Raw genomic sequence first — 19,971 nt, 5'->3', positions numbered from 1 at the left:
AATTTAGAAAAGTGAAATTATCTTGTGTTCAGCTTCATTAATAGCAAATTATTTTGACCTAAATTGTTGGCAAATGATGGGCTTTAATGAAAGTTCATTGATTTATTATTTCAATACATTTTTCTTGTTCAATTTTAGACGCAGCTATGTTGAACAAGTAGTAATTTATACAGAATTGTAACTATAACAACCGTGAAGGAGGTTCTTTAATGGATAATCAATTTTCAAAATTTTTAGATATATATTTAGATATTTGGAGAGAATCATCTTTAAAGGACTTGAAAAAATTAATATCACGTGATTATAAAGCAAGAGAAATAATAGGTGGAGATATATTTGACTTTGGTTATGAAGAATCATTAAATGGATGGGAACAAGGTTTTAGCTTTGCTAAAGAAAATAATGCTCAATGGAATATAAATGTAATCTCAATTCTACCTCTAAGAGAAAATGAAACTATGGCTATCTTATCAGCTACTTTGATTATACAAGGTAAGAGTATTGAAACAGCAAATTTGTTCTTTCAGACGTTTAAAAAAGATAGCATTAACGATTGGAAATTAGTTAGAAGTTATATAGAAGCTGGAATTCCTTTTATTAGTACAAATACAGTGTTATTCAACAAGGACACAAAAGTGAAATAAGGGAGAATTGTTTCCAATATCCAATGGTAATTTAGTAGAGATGATTTTAAATTATAATACGAGGAAAGTGAAAAGGGGAGCTTCTAATGACTTGTTCTATTGATAAGGATGTTAGGGACAATATTTTTGAAGCGATTACCAGTATATTTGGTTTTAATATTCTAGGTTTTTCTCAAATACAATTAGGTTATATGAATTTGAAATGGAAAGTCAAAACCGATATAGGCGATTTATTTGTTAAACAATACAATAAAACTCGCTATCCTAAACAATTGTTACAGGGATTAGAAACTTCACTAACTCTTCAAAATATGCTACATAGTAAAGGTGTTCCTTGCCCTAAACTTTACTTACATAAAGAAAAATATGTAATACAGTCTTCATATGGTGAGCGTTTTGTTCTGATGGAATTATGTGAAGGAAGAAATATTCAGGCAGGAATAGCAAGCGAAGAACAAATGTATAGTTTAGGTCAGAAAATTGGAGAAATGCATAAAATATTAAATTCCAATAATAAACTTCAGTTGCCATTACATTGGGATGTTCGGTCAAAGGGAAATATGCTGAAAAATTGGCATGAAAGATGGACAGAAGCGACTAAATTTGAATGTATTAATACGCTTTCTAATTTAGAAATACAAAGGGAAATTTTAGAAAGTAACGACTCGAATATTTTTTCAGAATGCGAAAAGGGTTGGAGTCACTGGGACTTATTTATAGATAACATTTTATTTAAAGATAATAATGTCTCAGCACTTCTCGATTTTGATAGGATGAATTTTGTATATCCTGAATTTGACATATCAAGATCTATTTTATCGTGCTGTGTTAACAATGGCCAAATACATTTAGAAGCAGTTTCAGCATTTGTTCAAGGTTATCGAGAATTCCATACACTTACACATCAAAAATTAATACGCTCAATAAAATTAACTTGGTGGAAAGAGTCAGAGTGGGTTCGAGCCAAAATACGAAATTCTTCTCCATTAAAAAGGTTTAATGAAGAAAATATATGGATTGGTTCGAATTGGGATGACTTGGAAAATATATTTTCTAATATTGGTTAACATGAATTTGGTATATTCTATCTAATATATTGACCTAACGCAGAAGTTTGCTTTAAATAACAGGTATTAATAATGGTAGATTGAATAAGTTAATTCAAATAAATGCTATATATTTTACAGAGAAAGAGGTGTTAGGAGTGAAAAAAGCAAAAGAAAAAAATGAATTATTGGAATGGGTAAAAGCAATAGGAATCGCAATTTTATTTGCATGTGGTATTCGATATTTCCTGTTTACGCCTATTGTAGTAGACGGTGCTTCTATGATGCCAACATTTGAAAATGGTGATAGAGTAGTAGTGGATAAAATTGGACCAAAATTAGTAGAGTATGAAAGATTTGATGTGATCGTATTTGAAGCTAGAGAAGATATTAATTACATCAAACGCATTATTGGTGTTCCTGGTGACCACATCGTTTATGAGAACGATGAACTTTTTATTAATGGTGAGAGGTACGAAGAACCCTATTTAGAGGAATATAAGAAAGCTATGATGGGCAAGGGAACCCTTACTGGAGACTTTACATTAGATGAAAACTTAGGTGAATTAACTGTGCCAGATGGATACTTTTTTGTACTAGGTGATAATCGTCTTAATAGCACAGATAGCAGAGATCCTAGTGTTGGATTTGTTGCTAAGGATAAAATATTGGGTACTGCAAAAATTGTATTTTTACCTCTAGAAAATTTAAAGATTATAAAATGAATAATAATATTTCGTACTAAAGCCTAAAAGAAATTTAAACCAATACCAATCCGTATGGAGGTGTTGGCGCAGGATTGTAAAAGTTGTATTTAGGAGTGATTTCTAGAAACTGTGATTTATCATACTATAGAGGGGGAAATAAAGTGTCAGAAACAACAATGCAAAATAAGACTATTAAAGAGCTTGATGAATTAAGGTTAGTAGGTTTTCGAGTTTTATGTTCTAATGATCAATATTTAGTTGAAATACCCAAAGCGTCATTAAAGTTAAGTCACCGTTTAAGTGAAATTAAACAGGTTGTTAATCCAACTGAACAATTTGGTGCATTTGTCGTGGAAAATGAAACTGTTGATGAAGATGGCTACTGGGTTTGTGTGGAAGTTAAAGAATACACAGATATTCCATCTGATATGGTAACTCTTACGATACCAGCTCAAAAATATGCTGTTATGAGACATAAAGGTTCAAATTATAAAATAAAGGAAACATATAATGACTTACATAAGTGGATTGAAGACAATAATTATGTGAGACTAGCAAATAAATGGCATATTGAAAGGTATTATGATTGGAAAGATACCGAAAAAGTAGATGTTGAGCTGTTAGACACTATTGAATAAAATCTTTTCAGTCTTAAGATAAGCAGCCTTAATTGTGAGACTGAATTACTGTATCGGGATTGCTATTTGTTAATATAACACTATTATGTTGAAAACAGGTATAAAATACCTAGTAACAATATAATGGTGTTTTTTCGCGTTTTGACATGTATCTTTGAAGAAAAATGATGTGAAAATATTTTTATTACTTAATGAATTGATGAAAAACGGAGTTAGATTATCTGTCAAAGGAAGTCTAAAGTAATTAAAGATATTCTCCTAGCTATTCAGATAATTGCTAACTAATTTATTTCATGGGAATTGACTTTTGGACTTGTAAAGTTATTTTAAAAGTTGTCGATATAGTGAGTAGATATAAGGAAATAGTGCTTAGGTCATAGGACTTAATTGTTCATAGAAATGGGAGGATAAAGAATGAAACGAGAAAAAACATCTTTTTTAAAGACGAATAAAATATCTACTAAATTATTGTTTCTAATCAGTACTATTATTTTATTGACAGCTATAATCGTGGGTGGAACTGGATATTTTTTAGCAAAGAATGAACTCATTTATAGCGGAAAGTTGGATTTAAGTCATATAGCAAATAGTTCCTTGGCTACACTCACCACTTTAAATGAACAGGTTGAAAGTAATGAGTTAACGCTTTCCGAAGCACAGGAAAAAGCACGTGTACTCCTTAATGGCCCCAAACTTGCGGAAGAGGGTTATGATTTCACGAAGTCTAATTTTGTATATAAAGATAAAGGGTATTTAGTTGCTTATGGGTCAGATTACTCCACTAAACTACATCCTAAAAATGTAATTGAATCCATTCCAGAAGATACCACTAATCGTGAAAAGATGGTGAAAGGCGCACATGAAACGACATATAATGAACAATTCGTAACCTATCTCGATGAGGACGAAAATGGAGATATGAAAAATAAAATAGCGTATATGACCTACTATGAACCATGGGATTGGAATGTTGGAATAGCCGTTTATGAAGATGAATTCTATGCCCAATTAAATAAATTGAAATATATTCTAATTGCCATCACGATAACCATTACAATACTAAGTCTGTTGTCTTTTTATTTCCTAACGAAAAAGAAAATTAAATTCTTAGTGGACGTAAAATCTGCAGCATTAAATATTGCAAATGGTCAACTACAAAATAGTCAATTACATGAATCTAAGGATGAGATTGGTCAATTAGGTTACGCGTTCAATCAAATGTCATCACAGCTAAGTCAACTCATAAGTGGTTTACAAAGTACTAGCGATAATTTATTGGAATCAGCTACTGAGCTATCTGCTGTATCTGAAGAAACGTCTGCAAGTAGTGAAGAAGTTGGAAAAGCCATTTCTGAAATTTCAAATGGTACACTAACACAGTTTAATGATTTAGAGAACACAAACCAACGGATAAATCATTTACAACAATCTATTAATACTATGAATGAACAGAGCCATGTAATAAAAGAGTTATCCATTAACTCTGAAAAAGCGACTCAGCAAGGTAGAGAGATTGTGCAACAACTTCAAAATTCTAATGAAGAATCTCTTAAAGCTTCTAGTCACATTAATACAGGAATAACAAGCCTTTCCTCTCGAGTGAAAGAGATTTCTCGTATCACTGAAACAATTGAAAGCATTGCAGCTGAAACAAATTTGTTAGCACTAAATGCTAGTATCGAAGCTGCCAGAGCAGGGGAACATGGAAAAGGATTTGCTGTAGTGGCTAGCGAAGTACGAAAACTTGCCGAACAATCTAATAAGGCTACACACCAGATTCAAGAAATGATCACTGGTATCGCAGAAGAAACACAAAAGACTGTGCATGCCATGTCACAAACTACCTTGCATTCAGAGCAATTGAATCAAGTTGTTAATAAAACCGAAAAAGAATTCAGTAATATCGCAGCTTCAATTTTCCAAACTATACAAGCGGTAGATACGTTAAATACCGAATTAGAACAAGTAACTGAAGAAAATAATAATATTACAATTGCTATACGAAATGCCACAAGCGTATCGCAACAAACTGCTGCGACTGTCGAAGAAATCCATGCGTCCGTAGATGAGCAAATAAATGCAATTGCTAATGTAGCTAATTCTGCCGAACATCTTACGCACCTCAATCACCAATTAAATAGTATGCTCAATAAGTATTCGAATTAAAAGAACGGATGTTAAGAAGCTCTTTCCCCAAAAAAAATATTGAACAAAATTGTTATTGAAGAAATCAATAGCAAGTTCAATTTTGCGACTTTCTCATAATGAGTTAGTCGCTTTTTTTATTATCGAAATTATTTATGAAGTGTTCTATAGCAAGGAATTACCATTTAAAGACAATTATTGTTTAAATAAAATCACAATTGAGCTGATTAATTGAAGTCCAATACTTATAGAACTTTACATTTTCATCTGATTGCACCACTGAAGATCATAGAATGTAGCCAGATCGATATATGAACCCGATGGAATCCTAAATTTTGTTAAATCAAAGTATTTTAAGTAAATATAAAGATGTCGCATTATTTTGTATAAGTTTACTTTACTTTTATACAAACAAAGTTTATAATTTGATTCAAGAGGTGATGGTCATGAAGAAAGATTTTGGTGATTCAATAACAAATAAGGTTTATGAATATCGAGTACTTGCCAGAATGTCTCAGCAAGAATTAGCTGAGAAAGTTGGGGTTTCCAAACAAACCATCTTCGTAATGGAAAAAGGAAATTATATACCGACTATGCTGTTAGCCTTTCGAATTGCCCAATTTTTTAATGTGGATGTAAACGATATTTTTACTTATGTGAAAGGAAGTGATCAAAATGCAAATTAATTTCTCAGATATTTCTAACGCAATTTTTTATCCTTTAAAGTCCTGGGCTGAGCAATCTACGGGAAATTGGAATTTACTTATTGGATTTGGTTTTTTACTACTCATGAGTAGTGCGATTTTTGCTTATGTATTTTATAAGAAAATTGGGAAAGAAGACGAACGGACGAATAGCATCTTTTTGAAAAGCAGTTATTGTATGCTGTGGGCAATTATTCTATGTGACCTGATTTTTCCTAAAGATTATATGTGGACCATTTTTTTCTTGTTCAAATATGCGCTTACATTTTTAGCTGGTGGAATTTACTTAGCAATACAATATAAAAAGGGTTTTTAGAAGTGCTGTTTACACGATTTTAACACTCAAATTGTTCTTTTTCCGAAACACTTATGAAGATTTATCATTTTAAAAAGGCTGGGACAGAACCTCAAAACAGCATTTTTCTCTGTGAGAAAAATGCTGTTTTTTGCTGTGCACAAAATTGATTTCCATTCCAGGGACGCTTTCCACGGGCGTGGCCTGAGCCTGTAGTCTCAGGCGTCACGCTATTCCCGTAGGAGTCGCCCCTTCATTCCAATCAGTTTTATTAAATATCCATTATTTGGTAAAGGTTTCTCCTTATCCAATAAAATTTCTGCTTCTGTCCCAATCTCTTTGTATGCGTGGTGAAACTAAGATATTCAGTGATGCGATCAGATAATAGGTATTCAATATCCTTCAAAAAATTCATCGTATGTTGATTTATGTTAAAAAATAGGCTCTTTTTTATACCACTGATGATTTGGGAATATAACTGATAATACAGTTGCAGCGATTGCACTTGGAAGTAAAATAAAAGCAAAAAATTGAAGCATCATCATCCCACTTACATCAAAGTGACTATGAATTGGTCCTAAAATTTGCAATGCTGTCATTATAGCAACGTGGAATCCTATGGAAGTCCATATGTTTCCTGAAACCGCCCTAAGATAACCCAGTATCAGAGCAAATCCGGGAATGAATTGAAGCTGCTCGAATGAATAAATCGCCCCTATAAAATAGGCGAAAAATGAAAAAAGTATTGTCTGAATAATAAGCGTTATCCAATGAGGAAAATCTACATTTAGATAGCGATAAATATATCCTCTAAAAATAAGTTCTTCAGGTAACGCTTCAATCAGGAATACAGTAATGAATAAAATCAAGATACTAAACAATAAGTTTTCTAAACCAGAAAATAATGTTACTTCAACCCATCCTAGTGTTAAACAAATAATTAAACCAACGGATGCAGGTACAACCCAAAGAAAAAATCCAAGTGAAAATAAAAAAATATTCGTTTTGAATGTTCCTTGTCCGATTGATTTCCAATGTACTTTATCAACTTTAAGTGCTATTTGGATGAGGATAAAGGTTAATGCAGAAGTAATTACAGCAATAAAAAAATGATTTGTTCTACTATATCCTTCCCCTATAAACGTATCACTAAGGTAGGTTATAAAATTCCAAATGGTGATGCCTATTATCACTACTACTAAAATTCTTATCCACACGTTTTTCATATTAAATGTCTCCATTTCACCCATATACTCACTCACATCTTTTTATATTTCAATTAAAAACACCGTTACTTTAAGTACATATCTTCATTGCAATTTCTTTATTTTAGCATATTTAATACACTAAGTATTCACCATCTGGTCCGATAAACGAATAGCAAAACTTGCGTTTTCAAACAACATTATTGTTATTTATCAGTAATATTCACTTATGATTCTCTACACCACTATTAAAATGTTGTTCTCTATGAAGAATGTCCTTTTGCGGCAGCAGAAACAAAAAATTGTATTTAGTGGAAATTTACGAATTGACTATATGGAATATAATGCTATAATTCAATTGTAAATCGTAAATAGTAATCATTACTATTTAAGATTATTTTACTCTATAAGGAAGGATCATTGGAAATAGTATAGGAGCAAACGATTGAAAATATGACTCGACTTAAAAAATAGGTTCATATACTGACAACCACTGGAATCCGCTAGAAGGTGGAAGTAATTTAAGTTAGATCATGTTAACTCATTAAAACGCGTTAATTCAAATTAATAAGGCTGAAGGGGAGAAATATGTTGTTAATGAAAAAGTTTAAGTTAGTGTGTTTAATATTATTGATTATATCCATTTTGGCGGCTTGCTCAGCTGAAAGTTCTAATAATGAGAAAACGGGTGATTCTGCTAATAATAAAAATGAGATTGTTTATGCATCTGCTAAAGATATTAATGATATGAACCCACATTTGTACTCAGGTTCAATGCCGGCACAAGGGATGGTCTATGAATCCTTGGTTGAAAACACGGAAGATGGGATCAAACCTTTACTCGCTGAGTCTTGGGAAGTTTCAGAAGATGGAAAAGTATACACGTTCTTTTTAAGACAAGATGTGAAATTTCATGATGGGGTGCTGTTTAACGCAGAGGCAGTGAAGAAAAATATTGAGGCTGTACAAAATAATGCAGAGAAGCATGCCTGGATTAAGTTATCTACAAAAATTGAAAGTGTGAATGTAGTAGATGAGTTCACAGTTGAATTAGCACTGTCCGAAACATACTATCCAACTTTGGCTGAATTGTCTATGACGAGACCTTATGTATTCATATCACCAAAAGATTTTAAAAATGGGGAAACGAAAGATGGCGTAAGTGGCTATAACGGTACTGGTCCATATATGCTCACAGAACATAAAATCGATGAATTTGCCACTTTTGAAGCAAATGAAGACTACTGGAATGGAACACCTGAAATAAAAAAAATTACGTCAAAAGTACTTCCTGCTGGGGAAACGACATTGCTAGCATTACAAAAAGGAGAAGTCAATTTTGTATTTACAGATGATCGTGGAGCAGATAGTCTCGCTATCGAACCCATGAATCAATTAGTCGATTCCGGAGAATATCAACTTATAAGAAGTGAACCAATGAACACTAAAATGATAGTAGCCAATAGCAGTAAACAAGATAATCCAATAAGTGAAATAGCGGTTCGTGAAGCCATATGGTACTCAATTGATAGAGAAACAATTAGTAAGGATATCTTTAATGGTACAGAGTCAGTGGCTAATACACTATTTTCACCAAATGTAAACTATGCCAATGTTGACTTAAAGGAGCGAGGCTATGATGTAGAAAAAGCCAAAGATATTCTAGAAAAAGATGGATGGAAACTAGAAAATGGAGATGAAGTTAGAACCAAAGAAGGAAAAAAATTAGTTATGAAGCTCTATTATGATAGCAATTCTTCCTCTCAAAAAAACCAGGCTGAATTTATACAAGCCTCTTTAGAAGAGATTGGCCTTCATCTGGAGATTATAGGTGAAGAGTCAACTTCAATAGCTAATAGAAGATCTACCGGCAACTATGATTTATTATTCAATCAAACCTGGGGTCTAGCGTATGACCCACAAAGTACAATCTCAGCTTTTACTTCTGAGGCATCTTATTTGCACACGACAAAAGGCATTGAACATGCAGATGAACTTTACAAGAAAATTGAACAAATTATGGTCTCGACAAATGAAGAAACTAGAAAATCATTGTACGCTGATATTTTGACAATTGTTCATGAAGAAGCAGTTTTTATCCCTATTTCAAATGGAAGTGTCACTGTAGTAGCCCCACAAAATCTAAAAGGAATATCATTCAAGCAAACTCAATTTGAGCTTCCATTTGAGTTGATGAACTTTAAGTAAAAATATTAATAAGAGAGGGGATTTCCCCCTCTCAGCTTGACGACAAAAATATTTTTATAAACTGCTATGAGTAATAATAAATATCTTTAAAAAGGTTACTTTATCTAAATAAAAGTATATATAGTAGAAACCTTTAAGGAGTTGTTTATAAGGCAAGGACCACCACGAAGACTCCGGTGGGACAGCTTGAGTAGAAGACCCCGCAGGAAAGACATTGGTCGAACTTTGTTTGACCAATGTCTTTGCGACGAGTAACCGCAGGACCATATGTTTTCGCAGTGACGAGGAGGCCGAAGCCAAGCCCACGGAAAGCGAAGTGGTGGTCCTTGCCGATTTTAGTATACAACTCTATGCACCAAAAATTGAGTTTGTCTACAGTCTGAGAGGGGATTTCCCTCTCTTTTACTAGCAAAAAAAGAATAAATGTTTAAAGTTTGATAGTTCAATGGAAAGGAGATTTGCTATGGGAAGTTACATTGTTAAAAGGATCCTCGTATCCGTCCCTTTACTTTTAATCATTTCGTTTTTGACGTTTGTCTTAATTAATCTCTCTCCCTTAGATCCAGCTGAAGTGGTATTACAAGCGCAAGGTGTTCCAGAGATAACAGAAGAATTATTAGAACAAACAAAAGAAGAATTGGGCCTAGATAAGCCATTTATCTTACGTTATTTTGATTGGTTCATTTCCTCCTTACAGTTGGACTTTGGAGATTCATACATTAATGGTAAACCTGTATGGTCACTGATAGGTCCAGCATTCTTAAATACCTTAAAGTTAACGTTAATTTCATCTATTGCCATTATCTTTATGTCCATATTATTAGGAGTTACTTGTGCGTTAAAGGAAGGGCAAGTAATCGATAAATCAATAAGAGGATTATCGTTTGTTTTAACAGCAATGCCGTCCTACTGGTTAGCGACAATTATGATTTGGTATGTCTCCGTTAAATTAGACTTATTACCAACAAGTGGAATGGATTCGTATAGCAGTTATATCTTACCGGTTATTGTTATCACGATAAGTTATGCTGGTATATATTTTAGAAATATTAGATCATCCATGTTAAACAATTTAAATGAGGATTATGTCTTGTATGGAAGGGCATCCGGTTTGCCTGAGAAGAAAATTACCATGCATCTATTAAGGAATTCATTGCAAGTATCCATTTCAATATTTGGTATGGCAATACCTATCATATTGGGAAGTACAGTCGTTATAGAAAATGTTTTTGCGTGGCCAGGATTAGGAAGTCTAAGTGTGAAAGCAATTCTAGGTAGAGACTTTCCTATTATTCAAGCATATGTGCTTATATTAGCAGCTGCCTTTGTTTTGTTTAATACAATCTCCGATATTATTAATGCTTTTATGAATCCTAAGTTAAGGAATGATCTTTAAATGAGAATACTGAGAAACTTAAGTAGAGATAGGTTAGCTACGATATCCTTATTAATCATTGCTGTCACAATTATTGCTGGTATTTTCGCACCATTATTTGCACCATTTGATCCTAATGAAATCAACATGAGTCTTAGATACGCTTCACCTTCATGGGAACACTTATTAGGTAATGACCATCTAGGAAGATGTATTTTATCCAGAATTATATATGGAATCCAACCAAGTGTATTATGGGTTTTAGTTGTTCTGTTTATATCTGTTTTAGTTGGTGCCATTCTAGGTTTTCTAGCTGGTTACTTTAGAGGGAAAATTGATGCAATAATTATGAGAACATGTGACACGATGCTTTCTTTTCCTGGTTACGTTATGGCGCTAGCAGTTATTGGAATATTGGGGGTAGGCCTTGAAAATATCCTAATTGCATTTGCTTTGATTAAATGGGCTTGGTTTGCTCGAGTTATTAGAACTTCTGTTATGCAGTATGCCGAATTGGATTATGTGAAGTTTTCTAAAGCAACGGGTATTAGTGATTTTAAAATAATTTTCAAACATATAGTTCCGGTTACATTCTCTGATATCGCAGTGATTTCGAGCGGATCTATAGGATCAATGATCTTGCAAATTTCTGGTTTTTCATTTTTAGGTTTAGGAATTCAAGCCCCAAATCCAGAATGGGGAATGATGTTGAATGAAGCGAGGGAAGTTATGTTTACGAGACCGGAATTAATGTTGGCTCCCGGATTAGCGATTGTCATTGTGGTATCGGCATTCAATTTTTTATCTGACTCACTTCAAGTTGCTCTAGACCCAAAACTAGTAATCTCTAAAAATAAGTACAAAAAAAATTCTCCTTATTCTGCTGTAAAGGTTCGAGAAAAAGAGGTAGCGAATTAGATGAAGAATATACTAGAGGTTAAAAACTTAATGGTATGGGATATAGTTTCTGGGAAAAAGATCATTCAAAATAGTTCATTTGATTTAAAAGCAGGAAGCTGCCTAGCGATTGTAGGAGAAAGTGGTAGTGGTAAGTCTGTAACTTGTAGGGCAATCATGAGATTAAACAGCACTTCACTTAAACAATCGGGAGATATACTTTTTAAAGGGGAGAATATAAACCAACTTTCCACAAAGGAGTTGAGAAAAAAAAGGGGAAAAAACCTTTGCATGATTCTACAAAATGGAATGACTGCATTCGACCCCTCCTGTGTAGTCGGTGTACATCTAAGGGAAACACTTGCTGAACATTTCGATTGGAGTAAAAACGAAGCGGAAGTAAGAATGAAAAGTGCCATGGAAAGTGTCATGTTAATAAATCCTACAGAAATTATGAATAAGTATCCACATCAGTTATCGGGTGGGATGCTACAACGCATTATGATCGCGTTGGCAATTGTGCTAGAGCCAGATATTATTATCGCTGATGAACCGACAACAGCACTAGATACCATCTCCCAATTTGAAGTAGTTGACCAATTTATTAACTTACGTGAAAGAATTGGTTGTTCCATGATTTTTATTTCCCATGATTTAGGTGTTGTAAGGAAAATTGCTGATGAAGTTTTAGTGATGAAGGATGGAAAAATCATTGAAAGCGGTAATACTGAAAAAATTTTTTCAGGAGCAAAACATGAATATACAAAATACCTAGTTTCTACAAGAATGGCTCTGAGTAATAACTTTAAGAGGATTATGGGGGAGGGACAATAGTTGCTGAAAGTTGATAAAGTGCAAAAATCCTATAAAAAAAATGGGTTATTTTCTTCGGAAAGGCAGATTGTTTTAAAGAATGTTAGCCTCGAATGTAGAAATGGAGAATGTCTTGGTATTATTGGAGAAAGTGGCAGTGGTAAATCAACTTTAGGGCGTTTGATGTTGGGAATTGAAAAGCCAGATTGTGGGACGGTTTTGATTGATGGTATGAATGTAGAAGACAGAAGAGTGAGATTAGGTAATATAAGCGCTGTTTTTCAAGACTACAAATCTTCCATTAACCCATTTTTTACTGTTGAAGAGGCGATCTTGGAGCCATTGAAGATTCAAAACAAGAGTAAAAAGGAGAATATAGACAAGATTACTACTCTATTAAATCAAGTTGGACTGCCTTCGTCTTATCGAAACAAATATTCTCATGAGTTATCAGGAGGAGAGATTCAAAGAGTTTGTATTGCAAGAGCTATATCAACAGAGCCAAAATGTATTTTATTAGATGAAGCGATCAGTTCATTAGATGTATCTGTTCAAATACAAGTGCTTGAATTGCTCAAGGATTTAAAAAGAATCTACAATATGAGTTATGTTTTTATCACTCATGATATACAGGCTGCTGCTTATATTTGCGACAGAGTCATTATTTTTAAGGATGGACAAATAGAAGAAATCGTGGCAATTGAACATTTGAAGGACGTTAAATCTGTCTATGCAAGAAAATTACTAAAGTCGTTGATAACGGTTTAACCAGGTAAAGCCATAAGTACATAATTTTTAATAGTTTGGAGGAGAAAAACTTGTGAGTGGAGCTATGTCTTGGCCATTTATACGATTATATTTGCTGGTACTACTTTATTTTAGTGCCAATTCTATACTAAATGTTATTATTCCTTTACAAGGGGGTGCCCTAGGAGCAACTAATACAACAATAGGTTTGATCATGGGGGCATATTTGTTTACTACCATGTTTTTTAGACCATGGGCAGGTCATTATATTCAAAAACATGGCCCCATAAAAGTGTTGAGAGTTATTCTTATTATTAATGGATTTGCTTTAATATTATATACATTAACTGGTCTTGGTGGGTTTTTGATTGCTCGTATGTTACAAGGAGTCTCAACAGCTTTTTTTTCAATGGCATTACAGATCGGAATTATTGATGCACTACCAGAAAAAGATCGTTCACAGGGAATATCACTTTATTCTTTATTTTCTTATATACCAGGTATTATTGGACCTTTATTGGCATTAGGAATTTGGCAAGGAGGAATGGAGTACTTTGCAGTAGTGATGGTAACAATTGCTATCATAACTGGAGTATTTGGATACAGTACTAAAATGAATAATTCCGAAACCCGACCTACAAAAATGGCTGAGCAGGGTGGAAGTATGTTTAATTCATTTAGTCAGTTAGTAAAAAATCCACATTTGTATAAATGTAGTGTTCTTATGTTAGTTGCTTCCATTATATTTGGAGCGGTTACTATTTTTACGCCACTATATGCTGAACAAATAAAAAACGGCAATGCTGGTATATTTCTAATGCTAATGGCAGGGACTGTTGTCTTTTCACGGTTTTCCTTAAGAAAAAAAATTCCTTCTGATGGAAAATGGCATTCATCTTTTATAATGGGAACAATACTTCTTTTAGCTATTGGAGCACAATGCGTAAGTTTTGCAATAAATGGTGGGGTACTCTTTTTCTATTTAGGTGCTGTTTTAATAGGTATAGCTCAGGCAATTCTCTACCCAACATTAACCACATTTTTAAGCTTTGTCCTGCCCCAGGCAAAACGCAATATATTACTAGGTTTATTTATTGCGATGGCAGATTTAGGTGTCTCCTTAGGTGGTCTCATTATGGGACCACTCTCAGACCTTTACTCCTATTCAACTACATATATGATTTGCTCGATTTTAGGTGTGTTAATGCTCTTCGTTGCCTATGATCGGCGAAAGTTGTTTATCGGATAAATCTATATAGACTAAGCTGCTTAAAAATTATCATTATCCAAATAAATTGTATTAGTTAGTTTTTGTGTGTTGAAATTTTCTCCAGGGGTCACTTTATCCATTATAAAAGGAATAAGTATTTATCAAATATTTATGCACTACGTAATATCCATATTTTATTGGGAAATTGAAAGAAAGTCATAAATTCATTGAATACGTAGGTGTTTCTGTATTAAGCAGAGACACTTTTTTAGTTAAGAGTAGCATAGTTAAATATAAGAATTTGACACAAACTCGCAGTAAAACGAACTAAAAAAACGAACACCTATTGATGTTCGTTGAGAGTAATTATTTTTCAGTGGCTGTATTACCCATTGCAATTGAAATTCTGTTCCAACTGTTGATTTGATTGATGATTAGAATAAGGTCAACATATTGTTTCTCGTCATAGTGTTCTCGTACCCGCTGATAAAGTTCATCTGGAACACGTTTTGTCGGTATTAATGTCACGTGCTCCGTCAATTCTAAAGCCACTTTCTCTGCTTTAGTGTAGAATTCACACTCTTCCCATGCGCTAACACAGTATAATCGCTGTTCTGTTTCACCCATTTTTCGGGCATCGGTTGTATGCATGTTTAAACAAAAAGCACATCCGTTAATTTGAGAAGCACGAATTTTAATTAGCTCACGAATTTTTCGTTCGATCGCAGATGTTTTCGTATATTTCTCCATTTCCATCATAATATCCATACCTGCTGGTGCAATTTCAGAATAAGGTAACCTTTGTGCCATAAAGCAAGACCCCTTTACATTTTAGATAAGGCTATTATACCCTAAAAAGAACGTTTGTACTATTTTTTGCGCTTTTGACATTAATATAAGAAGAAATCCAATTGTAAAGGTAAATGTTAAATTAATTTTCCACCAAACTATAATTTGGTGGATTGTCGGAACCACTATATGGGGGATAGGTAGTAACATTCTTATAAGATTTAGTTAGTAGGGAAGTATCTAGTTTAAAAACGGATGTTTTACCTAAGGACCATAGTCACAATAGCGTATAAAATAAATGCCAAAACGTTGTGCAATCAATGTTTTGGCATTTCATATTTTGAAGAGAAATATAATTATGAGCGATACATCAGATTAATTTGCTCCGCAATATATGCTGAATCTAGATGTAAGCCATTTTTTAACCACCACATAATGATGCCGATAATAGAGGCGGTTTTAATATCTGGATCGATAATGCTTTTTCTGCCTATATTCTTCGATTGACTTCTCCGGGTAACGATTAAGTCTTTCATCAATAAAAGTAATTGATTCTCAATTTGTTCAAACTGTGCTAAAGCAAGAATATTGTTTCTTTGCTCATGAAGGTAGTTCAAAAGCTGTATTAAATGCTCTTTACGATTTCTATCAAAAATGGAAGTTAAATTTTCTAATTTATCAGTTAGCTCTTGTAAAATATCATTTGTTAAATGCTCCTTTAACTCATTAATATTTTGATAGTGTAAATAAAAAGTGGTTCGGTTCAATTTTGCCCTTTGCGTTAATTTATGAATAGAAATTTGATGAAAAGAATGATCTTCTTGTAATAGTGTTAACAAGGCTTCTTTAAGCAATTCTTGGGTACGAATTGCACGAGGATCTTCTTTAAAAAGTCATGTATATCATTCCTTTACAATATAAAATTATCAACTAATCGACAGAAAAGAGCTAATTGTATATGGCTGTTTTAATTCTTCTGCTATTATATTTTTTAGACACTCTGTCGACAATATATATTATATGGGAAGGGATTTTATATGCAAAATGAAATATCAAGTAGTACTAAAAAATTACTACTAATCATAATGATAACGGGAACTTTTTTTTCTACATTAAATCAAACATTATTAAACGTTGCGTTTAGTGATTTAATGGTTGTTTTTGATGTAAATACCGCAACGATTCAATGGTTAGCTACAGGATTTATGCTTGTAAACGGAGTGTTAGTACCTATTACAGCTTACTTAATGCAACGTTTTTCAACACGTCAGTTATTTATTAGCTCATTGTTATTTTTGCTAATTGGCTCTATTGTTGCAGCCTGCGCGAATAGTTTCGGCGTACTATTAACAGGTAGAATGATTCAAGCAGTTGGTGCTGGAATTATCATCCCGTTAATGATGACTGTAATCGTTTATCTATATCCAGCAGAAAAGCGTGGATCAATTATGGGGAATATTGGCTTCGCTATTATTTTTGCACCAGCAATTGCTCCAACATTAGCAGGTTTTATTTTAGAGTATTTATCATGGAGATGGTTATTTATCATCATGATTCCATTCGTAGCAGCGATTATTATTCTAGCGACTAAATATTTAGTTAATGTGACAGAAACTTCTAAAATAAAGCTCGACATAGTCAGTGTAATATATTCAACGGTTGGCTTTGGCTTTGTTCTATTTGGCTTTAGTAGTGCAGGCAGCCGAGGGTGGGATGATTTAATCGTCATTACATCAATTGTTGGAGGTTTGGTTGTAACGATTTTGTTCTGTCTCCGACAAATAAAGGCTACTGAACCTTTATTGAATTTAAATGTTTTCAAATTTAAAGTATTTTCGATGACGACGGTAGTTAATATTGCAATTACAATTCTAATGTATGCTGATTTAATATTACTGCCGATTTATTTGCAGGATGGACGTGGGTTTACAGCACTTGAAGCAGGATTATTATTGTTACCAGGTGCCATTATTAATGCAATGCTTTCCCCAGTTACCGGAAAACTATTTGATAAGTTTGGAGCAAAACCTTTATTCATTTTAGGGACAGGTTTAATCGCAATTTCGATGTTTACAGTTAGTGATTTATCATCTGAAACAACAACTATATATATTTTAGTTAGGACAATTTTATTGCGTATAGGTTTAGCGTTTATTACAATGCCATTAAACACTGCTGCTCTAAATGCACTGCCGAGGGAATTAGCCTCTCACGGATCGTCTATAAATAATACAATACGGCAACTTGCTGGAGCAATCGGTACAGCAATTATTATGACTGTTTATTCAATTCAATTATTGAATGTTTCTTTAGAATCTAAGCAAAGTTATATTAATGCCGCAAGTAGCACGTACTTCTATATGTTTGTTCTTTCAATAATTGCATTCATAATCACCTGGTTTACGCCGAAAAAGACAAATTAACTTAAATTACGAAAATACTAGTGACTCAAATATGTGAAAAATAAAAAGACTTAAATCCTATTTAGTTGGATTTAAGCCTTTTTATTTGTATGATACAGTACACTTATTTGTTACGTTCGCGATTTCCTCTTTTATACCACCATAAGCAAAGGACAAACCAACTATATCCAAGCATCCAACCAGCTAAAACATCAGAAGCAAAGTGACGTCCCTCTGTTATGCGAGAGAGCCCAATTAATAAAGTTAATATAATGGCTGAAATCCAAACGATGATTGAAGCCTTTTTTGAAATGATTACAGTTTGATTGATTAAATAGGCGATTGTTAAAAGATACAATAAACCATGTACTGCATGTCCAGAAGGAAAACTAAAAGTGAAAAACTGATCTACAATCTCAGGACGTGGTCGTTCTATTACACGTTTTAAAAATTGGTATAAACCATATCCAGCACCAACAGAAAAAATGACAAAAACCGTCAATCTATAGTCATGTTTACGAAACCAAATAATGATTAAAACAATTATGGTGACAGCAAATATGAACTTAGTTTCACCTAAATAATGAAACATTGTAATGAATTTATTGCCATATAATAAATCCGAGGCTTTTCTGTCGAAGGATTGTATGAATGATGTCTCATAGGTCATCCATATAATACAGAATATAACGAAAGTAAACACAGCTATAACATATTTAGACTTGTTCATATTAATATTCCTTCCAATAATTATACTTTTAAATCCCAATATCATAAAATATAAATTAGTATGGCTAAGCTTGAATGAAAAATACAAATTATATTATAGATTAGTTTTAAAATATAAAAACAGTAGGAAGCTGATACTTTTTACTGTTTTGTTCTGTTATTTAGTTTTTTTAAACCTTATTGGAAATTCAATTGATTTATTTTCGCTAACAAATGTCGAACCTAAAAGCAATGCACCACCTAGCATTTGAATAAAGGTCATTTGCTCTTGCAAGATAATAGCAGAGATTAATAATGATGTGATTGGATCAGCATAGCTTAGTGTAGCGATGCTTTGCCCTTTTAAATTCTGCATACCAGAGAAGAATAATAAGAATCCAATACCAGTGTGTATAATCCCTAAGATTAATATAAATGGTATTGAAGAACTTGATACTCCCAAAATTCCGAATCCCTCCGTAAAGAAAACGTATGGCATGAGAAGTATTGTCGCTGTTCCAAGTTGAAGTAACGTGGTTTCTAAGCCATCCATTTTCTTTATGAACTTATTCAGTAACATTAAAGACGCATAGAATACAGCTGCTAGTAATCCATAGCCAATTCCAATTAGATCATCTAATCCAGCTGTACCTAAACCACCATTACCAACAATGAATAACATACCTAGCATTGCTATACCAATGCAGATTAGTTTTTTAGCTGATAATTTTTCCTTGAGTACTAGAGGTGAAAGAATCAGGACAATAACAGGTGCAAAATAGTAACTTAATGCAGCGTTAGAAATGGTCGTATGCTTATATGATTGGAACAGGAAAATCCAATTTCCGCTAAGTGCAATACTCGAAAGTACTAAAACTAGAGCATTTACTTTGACCATTGCCCACGAAATTTTCTTCTTCATCATAAACAAGACTGTAGTTAAAAATAAACTACCAATTAAACCACGTAATAAAGCTATTTCACTCGAAGATAAGTCAATGTATCTTACAAAAACACCAATTGTTCCGAAGATTATCATTGATAATAAGAACTGAATTTTAGATTTCATCGTCTACTCCTTCGAATCTGCGAAAGAGCTCATATATTCGCAGCTTCTTAATCTGTTTTTAATATAAGCTTATTCAATGCCGACAGTGCAGCAGGAGTAAACTGTGGTGGTGGTGATGTTGAAAATGACTTCCGAATGCATTGATTTACAGTTGATAATTGCATGAAAATTCCCCCTATTTTTGATGAGCTAATTATACTAAATAAACAATGATTTGACTAACTCTCTTATAATAGATTTACTCAATCATAATGTTCTAATAGGAAACGGATATATAGTGAATATTACAAAAAAAATGGAACTTCGTATCAGTTGAAACGTATTAAACTAAAGATGGTTGATTAACGGAGAAATTGTATGAAAAATGAG

19 protein-coding genes are annotated in these 19,971 nt (G+C 33.2%); 14 read left to right on the top strand and 5 right to left on the bottom strand.

The window, feature by feature from the left end:
• The first annotated feature begins 209 nt into the window (after positions 1 to 209).
• The 7 genes from ACQCPR_RS09610 to ACQCPR_RS09580 all read left to right on the top strand — a co-directional run bounded on the left by ACQCPR_RS09610 (position 210) and on the right by ACQCPR_RS09580 (position 6,200).
• A complete protein-coding gene (locus tag ACQCPR_RS09610) occupies positions 210 to 644 on the top strand; it encodes a flavoprotein (protein ID WP_427136870.1) in 435 nt (144 codons plus the stop codon).
• 86 nt (positions 645 to 730) lie between these two features.
• On the top strand, positions 731 to 1,711 hold the full coding sequence (locus ACQCPR_RS09605) for a phosphotransferase (RefSeq protein ID WP_427136869.1): 981 nt from the start codon (positions 731 to 733) through the stop codon (positions 1,709 to 1,711).
• A 137-nt stretch (positions 1,712 to 1,848) separates the two neighbouring features.
• A complete protein-coding gene (gene lepB, locus ACQCPR_RS09600) occupies positions 1,849 to 2,415 on the top strand; it encodes a signal peptidase I (protein ID WP_427136868.1) in 567 nt (188 codons plus the stop codon).
• A 143-nt stretch (positions 2,416 to 2,558) separates the two neighbouring features.
• Complete coding sequence (locus tag ACQCPR_RS09595; RefSeq protein WP_427136867.1) at positions 2,559 to 3,035, top strand: GyrI-like domain-containing protein; 477 nt, start codon at positions 2,559 to 2,561, stop codon at positions 3,033 to 3,035.
• Positions 3,036 to 3,449: 414 nt separating this feature from the next.
• Positions 3,450 to 5,201: a methyl-accepting chemotaxis protein gene (locus ACQCPR_RS09590; RefSeq protein ID WP_090569403.1), complete on the top strand. Its 1,752-nt coding sequence runs from the start codon at positions 3,450 to 3,452 to the stop codon at positions 5,199 to 5,201.
• Between the two features lie 425 nt (positions 5,202 to 5,626).
• Entirely contained in the window at positions 5,627 to 5,866 is a 240-nt protein-coding gene (locus ACQCPR_RS09585; protein ID WP_090569400.1) for a helix-turn-helix transcriptional regulator, read from the top strand.
• A complete protein-coding gene (locus tag ACQCPR_RS09580) occupies positions 5,856 to 6,200 on the top strand; it encodes a DUF2178 domain-containing protein (protein WP_427136866.1) in 345 nt (114 codons plus the stop codon). The genes ACQCPR_RS09585 and ACQCPR_RS09580 overlap by 11 nt, the downstream gene beginning before the upstream one ends.
• 410 nt (positions 6,201 to 6,610) lie before the next feature.
• Here the strand turns inward: ACQCPR_RS09580 and ACQCPR_RS09575 are convergent, their stop codons facing one another.
• Positions 6,611 to 7,405, bottom strand: coding sequence for a CPBP family intramembrane glutamic endopeptidase (locus ACQCPR_RS09575; RefSeq protein WP_427136865.1), 795 nt, complete (start codon positions 7,403 to 7,405; stop codon positions 6,611 to 6,613).
• Positions 7,406 to 7,981: 576 nt separating this feature from the next.
• Here ACQCPR_RS09575 and cntA point away from each other — a divergent pair.
• The 6 genes from cntA to cntE all read left to right on the top strand — a co-directional run bounded on the left by cntA (position 7,982) and on the right by cntE (position 14,673).
• Entirely contained in the window at positions 7,982 to 9,592 is a 1,611-nt protein-coding gene (gene cntA / locus ACQCPR_RS09570) for a staphylopine-dependent metal ABC transporter substrate-binding lipoprotein (protein WP_427138927.1), read from the top strand.
• Between the two features lie 463 nt (positions 9,593 to 10,055).
• Complete coding sequence (opp1B, locus tag ACQCPR_RS09565; RefSeq protein ID WP_427136864.1) at positions 10,056 to 10,988, top strand: nickel/cobalt ABC transporter permease; 933 nt, start codon at positions 10,056 to 10,058, stop codon at positions 10,986 to 10,988.
• Positions 10,989 to 11,885, top strand: coding sequence for a staphylopine uptake ABC transporter permease subunit CntC (gene cntC / locus ACQCPR_RS09560; RefSeq protein WP_427136863.1), 897 nt, complete (start codon positions 10,989 to 10,991; stop codon positions 11,883 to 11,885). It begins immediately after the preceding gene.
• Positions 11,886 to 12,698 carry a staphylopine uptake ABC transporter ATP-binding protein CntD gene (gene cntD, locus ACQCPR_RS09555; RefSeq protein WP_427136862.1) on the top strand — a complete coding sequence of 271 codons (813 nt, stop codon included), beginning with the start codon at positions 11,886 to 11,888 and terminating at the stop codon, positions 12,696 to 12,698.
• The gene (locus tag ACQCPR_RS09550; protein WP_427136861.1) at positions 12,699 to 13,445 is read left to right on the top strand and encodes an ABC transporter ATP-binding protein; all 747 of its coding nucleotides are present in this window, start codon (positions 12,699 to 12,701) and stop codon (positions 13,443 to 13,445) included.
• Positions 13,446 to 13,497: 52 nt separating this feature from the next.
• On the top strand, positions 13,498 to 14,673 hold the full coding sequence (cntE, locus tag ACQCPR_RS09545; RefSeq protein WP_427136860.1) for a staphylopine family metallophore export MFS transporter CntE: 1,176 nt from the start codon (positions 13,498 to 13,500) through the stop codon (positions 14,671 to 14,673).
• Positions 14,674 to 15,000: 327 nt separating this feature from the next.
• On the opposite strand, the gene ACQCPR_RS09540 is transcribed toward cntE, so the two are convergent.
• Positions 15,001 to 15,444, bottom strand: a complete 444-nt coding sequence (locus ACQCPR_RS09540; protein WP_090569370.1) for a carboxymuconolactone decarboxylase family protein — start codon at positions 15,442 to 15,444, stop codon at positions 15,001 to 15,003.
• A gap of 335 nt (positions 15,445 to 15,779) precedes the next feature.
• Entirely contained in the window at positions 15,780 to 16,262 is a 483-nt protein-coding gene (locus tag ACQCPR_RS09535) for a TetR-like C-terminal domain-containing protein (protein ID WP_427136859.1), read from the bottom strand.
• A 198-nt stretch (positions 16,263 to 16,460) separates the two neighbouring features.
• Between ACQCPR_RS09535 and ACQCPR_RS09530 the strand changes: the two genes are divergently transcribed.
• Positions 16,461 to 17,846: a DHA2 family efflux MFS transporter permease subunit gene (locus ACQCPR_RS09530; RefSeq protein WP_427136858.1), complete on the top strand. Its 1,386-nt coding sequence runs from the start codon at positions 16,461 to 16,463 to the stop codon at positions 17,844 to 17,846.
• A 103-nt stretch (positions 17,847 to 17,949) separates the two neighbouring features.
• Here ACQCPR_RS09530 and ACQCPR_RS09525 read toward each other — a convergent pair whose 3' ends face one another.
• Positions 17,950 to 18,555, bottom strand: a complete 606-nt coding sequence (locus tag ACQCPR_RS09525; RefSeq protein WP_427136857.1) for a phosphatase PAP2 family protein — start codon at positions 18,553 to 18,555, stop codon at positions 17,950 to 17,952.
• Between the two features lie 156 nt (positions 18,556 to 18,711).
• Complete coding sequence (locus ACQCPR_RS09520; protein ID WP_427136856.1) at positions 18,712 to 19,602, bottom strand: DMT family transporter; 891 nt, start codon at positions 19,600 to 19,602, stop codon at positions 18,712 to 18,714.
• Between the last annotated feature and the right edge of the window lie 369 nt (positions 19,603 to 19,971).

Origin of the sequence: Psychrobacillus psychrodurans, assembly GCF_050209195.1 — a bacterium.
Lineage (GTDB): Bacteria > Bacillota > Bacilli > Bacillales_A > Planococcaceae > Psychrobacillus > Psychrobacillus psychrodurans.
Note: the sequence above shows the minus strand (reverse complement) of the source record. Positions and strands in the feature narration are given on the sequence as shown.

Coding starts and splice junctions, on each gene's coding strand:
- ACQCPR_RS09530 (WP_427136858.1), top strand. CDS start 16,461: ATGCAAAATGAAATATCAAGTAGTACTAAAAAATTACTACTAATCATA.
- ACQCPR_RS09590 (WP_090569403.1), top strand. CDS start 3,450: ATGAAACGAGAAAAAACATCTTTTTTAAAGACGAATAAAATATCTACT.
- ACQCPR_RS09610 (WP_427136870.1), top strand. CDS start 210: ATGGATAATCAATTTTCAAAATTTTTAGATATATATTTAGATATTTGG.
- opp1B (WP_427136864.1), top strand. CDS start 10,056: ATGGGAAGTTACATTGTTAAAAGGATCCTCGTATCCGTCCCTTTACTT.
- ACQCPR_RS09525 (WP_427136857.1), bottom strand. CDS start 18,555: ATGAACAAGTCTAAATATGTTATAGCTGTGTTTACTTTCGTTATATTC.
- ACQCPR_RS09585 (WP_090569400.1), top strand. CDS start 5,627: ATGAAGAAAGATTTTGGTGATTCAATAACAAATAAGGTTTATGAATAT.
- cntD (WP_427136862.1), top strand. CDS start 11,886: ATGAAGAATATACTAGAGGTTAAAAACTTAATGGTATGGGATATAGTT.
- ACQCPR_RS09520 (WP_427136856.1), bottom strand. CDS start 19,602: ATGAAATCTAAAATTCAGTTCTTATTATCAATGATAATCTTCGGAACA.
- cntA (WP_427138927.1), top strand. CDS start 7,982: ATGAAAAAGTTTAAGTTAGTGTGTTTAATATTATTGATTATATCCATT.
- ACQCPR_RS09605 (WP_427136869.1), top strand. CDS start 731: ATGACTTGTTCTATTGATAAGGATGTTAGGGACAATATTTTTGAAGCG.
- ACQCPR_RS09575 (WP_427136865.1), bottom strand. CDS start 7,405: ATGAAAAACGTGTGGATAAGAATTTTAGTAGTAGTGATAATAGGCATC.
- ACQCPR_RS09540 (WP_090569370.1), bottom strand. CDS start 15,444: ATGGCACAAAGGTTACCTTATTCTGAAATTGCACCAGCAGGTATGGAT.
- cntC (WP_427136863.1), top strand. CDS start 10,989: ATGAGAATACTGAGAAACTTAAGTAGAGATAGGTTAGCTACGATATCC.
- ACQCPR_RS09580 (WP_427136866.1), top strand. CDS start 5,856: ATGCAAATTAATTTCTCAGATATTTCTAACGCAATTTTTTATCCTTTA.